The following is a 12,001-nucleotide window of genomic DNA, read 5'->3' as shown; positions in this document are numbered from 1 at the left end:
CGAGCCATTACTGACCCATGCTCCTAGGCCCGGGTCGCACGTCGGCGGATCAGCCCACGGGATGATCTGACGCGGACGGCGGCGGAGAGATCTCCTCCTCGAGGGGGAGGGCGGCGTCAGGAAGAGGGTGGCCTCGAGGGGAAGGGACCGGGCGGGCTCAGTCGCCGGGGTGGACCAGGCCGACCTCGTAGGCCAGGACCACCGCCTGGACGCGGTCGCGCAGGTGGAGCTTGGCCAGGCAGGACGACACGTGGGTCTTGACCGTCGCCTCGCCCACCACCAGTTCGTCGGCGATCTCGGCGTTGGACAGCCCCCGCGCGACCAGGCGCAGTACCTCGGTCTCGCGTGCGGTGAGCACGGCGAGCGCGGACGCGCGCGACCTTGGCGGCTCGGCATCCGGGGCGTCGTCGGTCGGGGGCGGGGCAGCCAGACGCTCGATGACCCGGCGCGTGACCTCGGGCGCGAGCAGGGCGTGGCCGTGGCCCACCGCACGGATACCGTCGACGAGGTCGTCGGGGTCGGAGTTCTTGAGCAGGAAGCCGCTCGCGCCGGCCCGCAGGGCGTCGAACAGGTAGTCGTCCCGGTCGAAGGTGGTGAGGATGAGGACCTTGGCCAGGTGCTCGCCGGTGATGATCTCCGTGGCGGCGATGCCGTCGGTTCCCGGCATCTGGACGTCCATCAGCACGACGTCCGGACGGAGGCGGCGGCACTTCTCGATCGCCGTCGCACCGTCCGCCGCGTCGCCGACGACGTCGATGTCCGGCTCGACGCCGAGCATCATCGAGAACCCGGAGCGCATGAGCGACTGATCGTCCACGACGAGCACACGGAGCACGCCGCCGCGGCCTTCCTCGTCGGTGTGGTCGCCGCCGGCGCGAGGTCGGTCGTTCGTCCCGGGCATGGTCATTCCCCGTCGCCGTTGCAGGTCCCGTTGCCGTCGGTGTCCGGCCGGTACGGCAGCCGCACGCGGACGCGGTAGCCGCCGGTCACCCGCGGGCCGATCTCGCACTCCCCGCCGTGCGAGCGGACCCGTTCCCGCATCCCGAGCAGGCCGAGACCGCTGCCCGAGGTCCCGGTGCGCGGCCGCCCGTCGTCGAGGACCTCGACTTCCGCGTACGGGGTGCGGTCAGGGCCCTCCCCGGTACGCAGCACGACACCGGCACGGTTGGCGGTGGAGTGGCGCCGGACGTTGGCCAGTGCCTCCTGGGCCGTCCGGTACAGGGACAGGCCGATGATGGGCGGGACCTCCTCGAGCGGATGCCCGGCGTCGGCGGCCACGGAGACGGTGGTGGAGAAGCCGGCCGTGTCGTGGGAGGCGGCCAACCGCGCGACGTCCGCGAGCCCGTGACCGGCGGACCGGGACGCCTCGCCCGTCGGCCGGGACGGCTCAGCCGTCGGCCGGGACGCGTCGCCCTCGGAGCGGGACCCCGGGTCGTCGGACCGGAGGGCGCCGAGGAGGGCCCGCATCTCCGCGACAGCCGAGCGCGAGGAGTCCTCGATCGTGCGCAGAGCGCCCGCGGCGGAGTCGGGATCACGGTCCATGACACGGCGCGCGGCGGCGGCCTGGACCCCGATCGCCGCGACGTGGTGGGCGATCACGTCGTGCAGCTCGCGGGCGATGCGTAGACGCTCCTCCACCACGGCCCGATCCCGCAGGGCCTCTGCCTGCTCCTCGATCGTCCGGGCCTGCTCCGCGAGGTCGTGCCGACGGCGGGCGCCGCGCCATGAGGCGATGCCGAGCGCGGTCGCCCCGCCGAAGTAGGCGATGTTGATCAGCACGGTGTACAGGAGATAGGCGGGGACCGGCGGGAGGAGGCCGCTCGAGCGGTCGACGTCGTCCACGGCGTCGAGTATCTGCTGCATCCCCGAACCCAGGGCGGTGTACCAGACCATCCACACCGCCAGGGCGGCGGTGATGCCCGCGGCGACGCCGATGAGGGCCCGCCGGTCGCGGGCCCAGGCGACCGCCGAGTACACCGCGACGAAGTACAGCACCTGCTGCGAGACCTGGCCCATCACCAGGGGCATGACGCTGCCGATCAGCAACAGGTGCGCAGTCGCGCCAAGACCGGTCGTGAGCGGGAAGCGGCGGCGGACCGCCAGCAGGGCCGCCACGCTCGCCATGGCGAGGTACTGAGCCCACACCGGCGCGCTCTCGTCGGCCAGGACGCCCATGCTCCGCAGGATCTCCACGCCGACCGCCGAGCACGCGAACACCACCAGGGCGAGGACCGCGTCGGCGCGGAGGTAGTGCTCCGGCAGGGGGCGGATCCATGCGTCCTCGGCGTCGAACAGGCGGTTCAGACGGTCCAGCACGAGAAGTGAGCCTATCGGGTGGCCGGGCGGCCCTGCTCGCCGTCCGGTTCGTCTCCCGGCTCGTCCAGCGGCTCGACCGGCAGCTCGACGACGAACCGCGCGCCGCCGCCGGGCGCGTCCTCCGCCCGCACCGAGCCGCCGTGGGTCCGCGTGATCTCGGAGACGATCGCCAGGCCCAGCCCCGACCCGCCCGTGCCCCTCGCGCGGTCCGCGTCCAGGCGGGCGAAGCGATCGAACACCGATTTCCGCTGGTCGGGGGGGACGCCCTCGCCGTCGTCGTCGACGATGATCACGGCGCGCGGGGCTCCGGTACCGGACCGGTCGACGGTGAGGCGCAGCGACACGCGCTCGCGTGCGTGTCGGCGGGCGTTGTCGACGAGGTTGCGCACGACGCGTTGGAGGGCGTCGGGGTCGCCCACCAGTCGCGCGGGCTCGACCGAGACCGCCACCTCGAGTCCTCCCGCGTCACCGGGGCCGGCGAGGCCGCGCAGGCGCGCGGCTTCCGACAGGACGACGTCGTCGAGGTCCACGTCGTCGCGCCGCAATGGCATTCCACGCTCGTCGCTCTTGGCGAGCAGGAGCAGGTCCTCGACCATCGCGCGCATCCGCTCCACCTCCGGCAGGAGCAGTTCGTTGACGGTCTCGACGTCCACCGGGGTGCCGGAGGTGGAGGCCAGCTCGAGCATGGTGGACAGCGTGGACAGTGGGCTTCGCAGCTCGTGGGAGGCGTCGCCGACGAAGGCCACCTGGGCCGTGCGGGCCGCGTCGAGGCGGGCGAGCATCTCGTTCATGGTGCGGGCCAGGCGCGCGATCTCGTCCTCGGCCTCCGGCACCGGCACCCGCTCGCCGCGGCCGGAGACGGAGATCTCGGCGACGCGGGTGCGGATCGACTCGACCGGCCGCAGCACCCGGCCCATGGCGTAGTAGACGAACCCGGCGGTCGCGAGCCCGGCGACGGGCACGAACGACAGGAAGAGCACCGCGCCGGCGGCCAGGACGGTGTCGTACCGGTCGCTGTCGGTGCCCACGTCCACGGCCAGCGTCACCCCGCGCATGTCCACGCCGACGGACGTGACCCGCAGGTCGGTGCCGTCGGGGGCGTCGACCTGGCGGCGGAGGATCTCGCCGGGAGCCGGGACGGGCAGGGCGGGGACGGTCTCGAGCCCGCGGGTGACCTGGCCGGCGAGGACGCGGCCGTCGGGGGCGACGATGCGCACCAGGTCCACGCCGGACAGCGGTTCGGAGACCAGTTCGAGGGAGGCCTGCGGGCCGCGGGCGGCCAGCCTGTTCGCCACGTCGACCGCGCGGTCGCGCGCCGCCGAGTCGATCGCGCCGTGCACCGCCGAGCGCAGCAACAGCCAGGCACCGCCCGCCGCAAGGGCCAGCACCAGCATGACGATCGCGGTGGCGATCACCGTCGTGGCGACCCGGATGGGCCAGCGGCGGGGGGTCGTCAGGGACTCGGGGGTCAGGGGCACGTCTCCATTGTGCGGTGCGCCGGGGGCCCGGACGGGCGGGAACGCGGGCCGGGGGCGCGACTAGAACACGTGTTAGCGTCGCCGGGTGAGAGAATCGCAGCACAACGGCCCCGAGCCCCGCCTCGGCCTGACGTTCAGTGAGAACCCGGACGGCACGGTGAGCTGGCACCAGCCGGTCTCGGACCAGTTCGTCGACCCGTCCGGCCGCTTCGCCACCGGCGGCCTGGCCGTGCTGGTGGACTCGGGGCTCGGCGCGGAGAACCACCGCCGCCGCCCCAGCGGGAAGTGGACCGTCACCACCGAGCTGCGCCTGGATCTGATCGGCGCGCCGCGGGAGGGCTCGACCGGCCTGGGGATCCGCGCGGACCACCTGGGGCACGACGGTCACTGCCTCACCACGCGCGGTGAGGTCGTCGACGACGACGGCGAGGTGATCGCCTCGGGACTGGTCAAGACCATGGAGTTCGCGGCGGGCGTGGACGCGGAGGGATATGACGACGAGCCGCCGTGGCCGTCCGCGCTCGAGCCGGGGACGCTGGCCGAGGTGCTGTGTCTGACGTTGAGCGAGCGGGGCGACGGGGACGGCGGCCGCGTGGTGGAGGGCGTCATCGCGCCGGAGCCGACGCTCGCCAACCCCCTGGGCAATCTGCACGGGGGCGTGTTCGCGGCGGCCGCGGAGGTCGTCGGCGCCGCGGTCTTCTCGCACGAGCGCGACGTCAGCTCCTCCTCGCTGGACGTGCGGTACGTGCGGCAGATCCCGCTGGTGCAGCCGGTGACGGTCCGCGCCGAGGTGCTGCACGACGGTCGGAGCTGGGGGATCTCGCAGGTCACGACGCGGGACGAGCGGGGCCGGGTGTGCGCGGTGGCGACGGTCACGGTCTATGGCCGCCGGTAAGTCGTTGTCACGTCACTCACGTAGTATGGACGGGTAAGAATCAGTCCGTACGACGAGAGGGGACGCATGAAGATCGGCATCATCCTGGGCAGCATCCGCGAGGAGCGGACCGGCAAGTCCGTGGCCGAGTGGGTCGCGCAGCAGGCCCGCGACCGGCAGGACGCGACCTATGAGCTCGTCGATCTCAAGTCCTTCGACATCCCCCTGCTGACCTCGGCCACCGTGCCGGGCGCGGCGAACAAGCAGTACGAGGACGAGCGGGTCCAGCGCTGGAGCTCGGCCATCGACTCCTACGACGCCTTCGTCTTTGTGACCCCCGAGTACAACCACAGCGTCCCCGGCGGTCTGAAGAACGCCTTCGACTCGCTCGGGAACGAGTGGGCCGACAAGCCCGTCGCGTTCGTCTCCTACGGTGCCGAGGGTGGTGTGCGCGCGGTCGAGCACTGGCGGCAGATAGTGGCCAACTTCCGCATGTTCGGCGTGCGTCAGCAGATCTCGCTGAGCCTGTTCACCGAGTTCGGCCCCGAGGGCGTCCGGCCCGCGGAGCGGCGCACCGAGGAGATCGCGACCCTGTTCGACCAGCTCGAGGAGGCCACGCGGCGATTCGCGCTGGTGGACGCGGGCGCCTGAGTGATCCCGCGCTGATGCAGACACCGCGGCCCGCCCCCTGAGAGATACGGGGGCGGGCCGCGGGCGTTCGCGTCGGGGAGCCGTCAGTTCACGGCGGCGAGCGCGGAGTCGTAGTCCGGCTCGGTGGTGATCTCGTCGACGAGCTGGGTGTGGACGACCTTGCCCTCGGCGTCGACCACGACGACCGAGCGGGCGCACAGTCCGGCCATCGGGCCGTCGGTCATCTTGACGCCGTAGTCGGAGGCGAAGTCGCTACGGAACGTCGACCCCGCGGTGGCGTTCTCGATGTCCTCGGCGGCGCAGAAGCGCTTGTGCGCGAACGGCAGGTCGGCCGAGATGTTGACGACCACGGTGTCGTCCAGGCCGCTGGCCTTCTCGTGGAAGGTGCGCACCGACTGCGCGCACACGCCGGTGTCCACGCTCGGGAAGATGTTGAGGATGAGCTTCTTGCCGGCCAGCGACTCGGAGGTGACCGGGCCGAGGTCGGTGCCGACCAGCTCGAACGCCGGAGCGGTGGAGCCGACGGCCGGGAGCTCGCCGGAGGTCGTGACGGGATTGCCCTTGAATGCGGTGGTTGCCATGTGTCCGTTCTACCGGACGCCCCCGGCCGACGGGTGGCCGGTCAGCGCGGCGTCGCGACGTGGACGGCGATCTCCTCGGGCACACCTTTGACCCCGCCCCACCGGAAACCGCGCTTGGGGCGCGTCGCGACCCGGGCCGGATCCAGTCCGGCGCGCGTGACCTCGCTGACGAGGATCTCCCCGGCGCCCGCCTTCTCCGCGAGCCGCGCGGCGATGTTCACGTCCATGCCCAGGTAGTCGCCGCCGATCCTGCGCGGCCGCCCGGTGTGCACGCCGACCCGCAGACGCGGACGCCACCCGGCCACCTCGACCCCGGCCACCCCGGCGAGGCACGCCCCCACCGCGTCGAGCGCGAGCTGAGGCGACGGGAAGGCCGCCATGAGGCCGTCACCGAGCCGCTTGACGACGGTCCCGCGGTGCTCCAGCACCTCGGGTTCGGTGGCCGCGGCGACCCGGCGCAGCAGGAGCAGCGACTCCTCGTCACCGACGCGCATCGCCCAGTCGGAGAACCCGACGATGTCGGTGAACACGATCGTCACCTTGGCGCCGACACCGGCGCGACCGGTGCGTTCGCGCAGGGAGTGCCACACCTGTAGTCCGCCGAGCGTCACCTCGCGACTCGCGGTGGGCTGCTCCTCGAACAGTCGCCCGGCCAGCCGCGCGATCGTGCCCGCGCTGTCGCGGCCCGCGGCCGAGAGCGGGTCACCGAAACCCGCGTCGCCGGGCAGGGCCCGCCGGGCGCGGCGCAGCAGCTCGACCGAGGTGGGATTCCGGTTGACCTCCCGCGCCCTCGCCGCGGCGCGGGCCGCCGCCGCCCGCGTCCGCTCCCAGTAGAGGTTCGCCATGCGCCCGAGCCTAGGACGCCGCGGACGTGGCGGGCACCGACTCGCCCGTCTGGTCGACCGCGCGCCACAGGTACCAGGACGCCACCGACCGGTACGGGGCCCACAGCCGCGCCCGTTCGAGCATGAGGTCGGGGGAGGCCTTCTCGTCGAGGCCCAGCACCCGCTCGAAGCCGCGCCGGACCCCGACATCCGCCACGGGGAAGACGTCGGGTCTGTCCAACAGGAAGATCAACTGCATCTCCGCGGTCCACCGGCCGATCCCGCGGACGGTCGTCAGGGAGGCGATGACCTCGTCGTCGTCGTACTCCCTCAACGCGGCGAGGGACGGGACCCGACCGGTGCCCACCGCATCGGCGAGATCCCGCAGGGCGGCCACCTTGGGCCGCGAGATGCCGCACGCCCGCAGCTCCTCGTCCGACAGGGCGGCCACCCGGACGGGGTCGAGCTGACCGGCGCTCGTGGCGCGCTCACGAAGCCGCCCGGCGATCGTCGCGGCGGCCCTGACCGACAGCTGCTGGGAGAGGATCGACGAGGCCAGGCGGTCGAACAGCGTGTGCGGCCCCGCATCCGGGGTGGGGGTGAGCGTGCACGGTCCCACCACGGCGATGTGCGCACCGAGCTCCGGATCAGCATCGTGGAGGTACCGCGCGGCCGTTACTCTGTCGTATCCTTCCGGCATGCCGTGCAGGGTACGCGGCGACGTCGTGACCGCCTTGTGCTACGGGTAACGGCGGCCCCGTGATCCGCGATAACCATTCGGTCACGACACTGCTTGGGAGAGGAACATTCTCGTGCGTAGAACACACACGCGTCTCGCCGCGATCGCGGCCGCCGGCGCGCTGGCGCTCGGAGCCGGGGCCGGCACCGCATCCGCCGGATCGGCCGAGATGCCCACACCGGTCGCGCTGTACAGCGGGCTGACGTCGCTCGGCTGCCAGCAGGTCGACGCCTCGCTGCTGCCGCTGTGTGGCGACTTCGAGGTGCTCACCTCCGACGACCCGGCGATGCTCACCATCAACCCCTTCACGACCGACATCGTGATCCTGGGCGCCGGCCTCTTCCCCGACGGCGGCATCCGCCCCGTGCTCGAGGAGCGGCTGCGCACCGGCTACCGGCTGGCTCAGGAGTACCCGACGGCCCGCATCATCGTCACCGGTGGCGTGCCGCAGAACGGGCGCACCGAGGCGCGCGCGATGGGCGACTGGCTCCGCGGCGCCGGCATCTCGCCGCTGCGGATCACCGAGGAGGGCAACTCCAACTCCACGGTGCAGAACGCCCAGTTCACCGACCGGATCTTCCGCGACCGCGGCACCACCGGCGCGGTCGTGGTCACTACGGGCGACCACGTCAAGCGCGCGGTGCTCAACTTCCGTCAGGCCGTGGGCGGGCGCATCCCGATCACCGGCGTCGTCGCGCGGGGCTGACCGGCGGCGCCGCCCGGCCGGGCGCTAGTCGGAGTCGGACTCCGGCCACGCGCCGGTCCGCAGCAGCTCCAGGCTCGCCTGCTGGTCGACGATCGGCTGGCGCATCTGGTCCGCGCAGAAGTCGAGTAGCGCCTCGGACAGCTCCGAGTTGTCCGACGAGATCGCGCCACGGGCGATCGCGACGTGCAGGTTCTCGGCGAACCCGTCGATCGCGGTCTGCGCCACGCAGCTGTGCGTCGACACCCCGCACACCAGCAGGTGGTCCACGCCCAGGTGCGCGAGCCGCGCATTGAGGTCGGTGCGGAAGAAGGCGCTGTCGCGGGTCTTCACCACCTCGATGTGGTTCCCGGTGACCAGCTCGTCGAGGAACTGCGCCTGCTCGGTGCCGGGGTAGGCGAAGCCCTGGCCGTCCTCGCACATGTTGAGGGTCCACGTGGACCCGTCCCGGGCGTGCTCGGTGCGCACCAGCACCACCGGGCGGCCGGACTCGTGCGCGGCCTCGATGAGCTCGTTGACCGAGGCCACCAGCTCGTCGCGCACGGAGGCGAGGTCGGGGAACTCGAAGTACGAATTCTGCATGTCGATCACCACGAGCGCGGTCTGCTCGCCCGGACGCCACCAGGTATCGGACACCTCCACCGGGGTGGTGCGCTTGTGGCGGTTGCGCTGCCACACCGACTCGATGGTCTCGGCGACCTGCTCGGGCACGTCGCGGCCCTCGAGGTAGTCGTCGATGTCGTCGTACCGCAGGCCCAGCTCGTCCTCGTCGGTCCGCCCCTCGTTCTCGTCGAGGAGGTCGGCGGTGGGCACCTTGTTCCACAGCTGTTCGGGCGCACCGAGGTGTCGCAGCAGCGCGCGCCCCTGCCGCTTGTTCAGGCCCGACAGCGGGAGGACGTCGGCGGCGCCGTCGCCGAACTTGGTGAAGAAGCCCGTGACGTTCTCGGCGGCGTGGTCGGCGCCGATCACGAGCAGCCCGCGGTCCCCGGCGAGGGCGTACTGGGCGACCATGCGGTGGCGGGCCTTGGCGTTGCCCTTGGTGAAGTCCGTCAGCTCTGCGCCGGTGGCCCGGGCGATCTCGCCGTTGAGCGCATCGACGCCGGGCGCCACGTTGACGGTGACGGCCTCGTCTGCGTCGACGAACTCCACGGCCGCGACGGCGTCGGCCTCGTCGTGCTGCACGCGGTAGGGCAGGCGCATCCCGACGAACACCGCGTCCCCGCCCTCCGCGCGGATCCGCTCCACCGCGAGCTGGGCCAGACGACCGGCCAGTGTCGAGTCCACCCCGCCGGACAGTCCCAGCACGTACCCTTTGGCGCCGCTCGCCCGCAGGTAGTCCACGAGGAACCGCACCCGACGGTCGACCTCGGCGGCCGGGTCGATCTCGGGCTTCACCCCGAGGTGGTCGATGATCGTCCTCTGAAGTTCACGCATGGCCCCATTGTGTGGATGCGCCGCGGCGGCGCGCCACCGGAGGCCGGACGAGCCTTGCCCGTCGATGAGCGTGGATGGATAGTGGCTCGGTGAACGCTACCCGGACCCCGAGGCCGTGAAGGGAGCACTATGGAAACGCAGGATTCGGTAGGCGACTTCTTCCGAGGTGTGGAAACGCCGGGCATGATCGACTGGACGGCCATGCCGACGTACAACACGGTGATGGCCGTCGCGGTCGGCGCGGCCCTGCTGGGGCTGGTGCTGTTCTTCCGGGCGGTCCGCGCGGACGCCGCGGACGTCAGCGTCACCGGCTGGGCCCTGAACTTCGGCGTCCTGGGCCTGATCCTCACGACCACCGGCCTGCATATGTCGTTGACCTGGCCGCTCGCCGCCGGTGGGTTCGCATTCGACAACATCATCTTCGGCGAGCCGAGTCTCGAACTGGGCGTACTCCTGCTGGCCGCGGCGGTGTACCTGTGGTCTAAGCGCGTGGTCGGTGTGACCGCGCGCGAGGTGGCGGGCGACTCGCGGCCGCTGACGATCTTCGTCGTGGGTCTCGGGCTGGCTATGCTCGCCATCGCCCTCGCCGGTGTCGTCTACCAGCTCTTCGCGGCACCGCCGCAGGAGCCCGTTGCCGGCTTCTTCGCCCAATGGCCGATGGTCGAGGCGATCTTCATCTCCTCCCTCTATGCCGTGATCGGTGTCGGCGCGCTGCTCACACCGTTCGCCTCCGGGCGGATCGCCCGTGGGCTCGACGGCGGTGTGGCCGCGGGCATCATCGGGTGGTGCTGGGCGGTCTCCGGGGTCATCTGGTTGCTCTTCGGGGCCCTGAACTTCTATTCCCACATCGGGTTGGTGGTCAACACGATGTGAGACGTCAGCAGGATGTGAGACCCGGACGAGCCGTTCGGGTCAGTGGGCGGACCGACCGATGAAGCGCCCCACCAGCCGCGGCCAGTCGGCCACTTCTTCCGGGGAGCGGGCGACCTCGAGCCGGGCGTCCGGCAGCAGCTCCAGCAGGTGCTCGGCCACCTCGAGCGGGTGGGAGGCGTCCTGCGGCCACGCCAGCAGCAGCACCGGCATCCGCAGCCGCCCGATCTGCTCCTCCGGCGGCAGGTCGGTCGCCGCCGCGCCCCGGAACGCCGCGGGCAGCCACTCGTCGCGCACGTCTGGGGCGGTGTGTGGCCGGTCCGGGTCGATCGCCGGCGAGGTCGGCAGCGTCCTCGTCAGCTCAGACCACCGCGCGCCGCCCCACCGGGCCACCTGCCGCGCGGCGAGGTCGTACAGGCGGGACTGCTCACGCCGCCACCCCCACACCGTCGGCGGGATGCCCAGCGTGAGAGAGGCGAACCGGTCCGGCTCGGCGGCCGCGGCGGTGAGGAGCGTGGCCGAGCCCATCGACTGCCCCACCCCGTGCACGCGCCGGCCCGGGAACTCCTCGTCGAGCAGCGCCAGCAGGTCGCGGGCCAGCGCGGGCCACGTGTAGTCGTCGGGATCTGTGGTGCCGGGCGACTCGCCGTGTCCGCGGGCGTCGTAGCGGACCACCTGCAGACCGTCGCGGCCCGCCGTGAGATCGAGCCCGAACACCTCGTCGCGGCGCCGGCTCGAGCTGAGCCCGTGCAGTTGCACCACCGGAAGGCCGGTGCCCCTGCGGTCCCGGGCCAGCGCGTGTCCGTCCCCGCCGGGCGGGGTGTCCGCCCGTCTCGTCGTCGTCACACTTCGCGCCTTTCCCCGTAACACGGCGGCCCTACCGTGCGGGCCATGAGGCTCACCACGGTAACCCGGATGGAGCTGCCGGACGGCGTCGTCCACCGGTATGTGACGAAGATCAGTCCAGCTCAGGACGCCGATCTGCCGCCGTCGTTCGACCAGGCGCGGCACGCCTCGCTCGGGCCGCGCGCGGGGTCGTGGATGGCGCTGGCGTTCACCCTGCCGCCGGCGGCCGACCGCGACCTGGTGGCCCGCGCGTGGCTGGGGGTCATCGAGCGGCACGGGACCCTGCGCACGGTGCTCGAGGGCGGGGGTCGCCGCGGCCGGGACGGGGCCGGGCGCGGCGTGGGTCACGGGGGAGGTGACGACGACGAGGTCGACGACGAGCTCCGCCTGCGGCCGGTGACCGTGCAGCCGCTCGGCTGGCGGGTCCCGCGGACGGGGCCGGGTGAGGACCCGAGGGCGGTGGTCCGGCGGGTCTTCGACGAGGCGTGCAGTCCGTTCGCCCGGCCGGCGCACGCGCTGTGCCTGGTGCAGCCAACCGATCCGCGGGAGCGGCCGGTGGTGGTGATCGGGTTCGACCACAGCCACGTCGACGCGTGGTCGCTGCTGGTGGTGATGCGCGACCTCTGCTCCGGCCTGGACGACCTGGCCCGCGGCCGCGAGCCCGCCGCGCGCCTGCCGCCGGCGG

General features: G+C 72.6%; 12 protein-coding genes and 2 pseudogenes. 5 read left to right on the top strand and 9 right to left on the bottom strand.

Translation table 11 applies throughout. From position 1 onward, the window contains the following. Positions 1-157: 157 nt before the first annotated feature. Genes HMPREF3086_RS05500 through HMPREF3086_RS05490 form a run of 3 tightly spaced genes read right to left on the bottom strand, consistent with a single transcriptional unit; the run spans position 158 to position 3,794 of the window. A complete protein-coding gene (locus tag HMPREF3086_RS05500; protein ID WP_061228574.1) occupies positions 158-907 on the bottom strand; it encodes a response regulator in 750 nt (249 codons plus the stop codon). Continuing rightward, positions 904-2,316: a sensor histidine kinase gene (locus HMPREF3086_RS05495; protein WP_061228573.1), complete on the bottom strand. Its 1,413-nt coding sequence runs from the start codon at positions 2,314-2,316 to the stop codon at positions 904-906. The genes HMPREF3086_RS05500 and HMPREF3086_RS05495 overlap by 4 nt, the downstream gene beginning before the upstream one ends. An 11-nt stretch (positions 2,317-2,327) precedes the next feature. Beyond that, a complete protein-coding gene (locus tag HMPREF3086_RS05490; protein ID WP_061228572.1) occupies positions 2,328-3,794 on the bottom strand; it encodes a sensor histidine kinase in 1,467 nt (488 codons plus the stop codon). A gap of 85 nt (positions 3,795-3,879) precedes the next feature. Here HMPREF3086_RS05490 and HMPREF3086_RS05485 point away from each other — a divergent pair, with 85 nt between their 5' ends. Next, on the top strand, positions 3,880-4,689 hold the full coding sequence (locus HMPREF3086_RS05485) for a hotdog fold thioesterase (RefSeq protein ID WP_061228571.1): 810 nt from the start codon (positions 3,880-3,882) through the stop codon (positions 4,687-4,689). A 66-nt stretch (positions 4,690-4,755) separates the two neighbouring features. Beyond that, entirely contained in the window at positions 4,756-5,319 is a 564-nt protein-coding gene (locus HMPREF3086_RS05480; protein WP_061228570.1) for an NADPH-dependent FMN reductase, read from the top strand. A gap of 83 nt (positions 5,320-5,402) precedes the next feature. Here the strand turns inward: HMPREF3086_RS05480 and tpx are convergent, their stop codons facing one another. The 3 genes from tpx to HMPREF3086_RS05465 are packed head-to-tail and all read right to left on the bottom strand — an operon-like array spanning position 5,403 to position 7,424. Then, a complete protein-coding gene (tpx, locus tag HMPREF3086_RS05475; RefSeq protein WP_007631493.1) occupies positions 5,403-5,900 on the bottom strand; it encodes a thiol peroxidase in 498 nt (165 codons plus the stop codon). Between the two features lie 41 nt (positions 5,901-5,941). Then, positions 5,942-6,745 carry an adenylate/guanylate cyclase domain-containing protein gene (locus HMPREF3086_RS05470; protein WP_070720598.1) on the bottom strand — a complete coding sequence of 268 codons (804 nt, stop codon included), beginning with the start codon at positions 6,743-6,745 and terminating at the stop codon, positions 5,942-5,944. Positions 6,746-6,755: 10 nt separating this feature from the next. Further along, positions 6,756-7,424 carry a DNA-3-methyladenine glycosylase family protein gene (locus HMPREF3086_RS05465; protein WP_061228569.1) on the bottom strand — a complete coding sequence of 223 codons (669 nt, stop codon included), beginning with the start codon at positions 7,422-7,424 and terminating at the stop codon, positions 6,756-6,758. A 112-nt stretch (positions 7,425-7,536) separates the two neighbouring features. Here HMPREF3086_RS05465 and HMPREF3086_RS05460 point away from each other — a divergent pair, with 112 nt between their 5' ends. Beyond that, positions 7,537-8,169 (top strand): YdcF family protein, encoded by a 633-nt coding sequence (locus HMPREF3086_RS05460; protein WP_061228568.1) that lies wholly within the window; start codon positions 7,537-7,539, stop codon positions 8,167-8,169. Positions 8,170-8,193: 24 nt separating this feature from the next. On the opposite strand, the gene HMPREF3086_RS19885 is transcribed toward HMPREF3086_RS05460, so the two are convergent. Beyond that, positions 8,194-8,757, bottom strand: a complete 564-nt coding sequence (locus HMPREF3086_RS19885) for a cysteine hydrolase family protein (protein ID WP_256386777.1) — start codon at positions 8,755-8,757, stop codon at positions 8,194-8,196. A gap of 24 nt (positions 8,758-8,781) precedes the next feature. Further along, a pseudogene (nadE, locus tag HMPREF3086_RS19880) lies at positions 8,782-9,600 on the bottom strand (ammonia-dependent NAD(+) synthetase); the annotation flags it as partial. Positions 9,601-9,783: 183 nt separating this feature from the next. Here nadE and HMPREF3086_RS05450 point away from each other — a divergent pair. Next, positions 9,784-10,473, top strand: coding sequence for a DUF981 family protein (locus HMPREF3086_RS05450; protein ID WP_244881672.1), 690 nt, complete (start codon positions 9,784-9,786; stop codon positions 10,471-10,473). Positions 10,474-10,512: 39 nt separating this feature from the next. Here the strand turns inward: HMPREF3086_RS05450 and HMPREF3086_RS05445 are convergent, their stop codons facing one another. After that, positions 10,513-11,316: an alpha/beta fold hydrolase gene (locus HMPREF3086_RS05445; RefSeq protein WP_061228565.1), complete on the bottom strand. Its 804-nt coding sequence runs from the start codon at positions 11,314-11,316 to the stop codon at positions 10,513-10,515. Between the two features lie 45 nt (positions 11,317-11,361). Between HMPREF3086_RS05445 and HMPREF3086_RS05440 the strand changes: the two are divergent. Next, positions 11,362-12,001 (top strand): annotated as a pseudogene (locus tag HMPREF3086_RS05440) (hypothetical protein); the annotation flags it as partial.

Source organism: Dietzia sp. HMSC21D01 (assembly GCF_001815995.1).
Classification (GTDB): Bacteria; Actinomycetota; Actinomycetes; order Mycobacteriales; family Mycobacteriaceae; genus Dietzia; species Dietzia cinnamea.
The sequence above is the reverse complement of the archived record's forward strand: the minus strand, read 5'-3'. Positions and strand labels throughout refer to the sequence as shown.

Bases quoted from the DNA above. Each gene is read 5' to 3' on its own strand.
- HMPREF3086_RS05500 (WP_061228574.1), bottom strand. From the start codon at position 907: ATGACCATGCCCGGGACGAACGACCGACCTCGCGCCGGCGGCGACCAC.
- HMPREF3086_RS05480 (WP_061228570.1), top strand. From the start codon at position 4,756: ATGAAGATCGGCATCATCCTGGGCAGCATCCGCGAGGAGCGGACCGGC.
- tpx (WP_007631493.1), bottom strand. From the start codon at position 5,900: ATGGCAACCACCGCATTCAAGGGCAATCCCGTCACGACCTCCGGCGAG.
- HMPREF3086_RS05470 (WP_070720598.1), bottom strand. From the start codon at position 6,745: ATGGCGAACCTCTACTGGGAGCGGACGCGGGCGGCGGCGGCCCGCGCC.
- HMPREF3086_RS05465 (WP_061228569.1), bottom strand. From the start codon at position 7,424: ATGCCGGAAGGATACGACAGAGTAACGGCCGCGCGGTACCTCCACGAT.
- HMPREF3086_RS05450 (WP_244881672.1), top strand. From the start codon at position 9,784: ATGATCGACTGGACGGCCATGCCGACGTACAACACGGTGATGGCCGTC.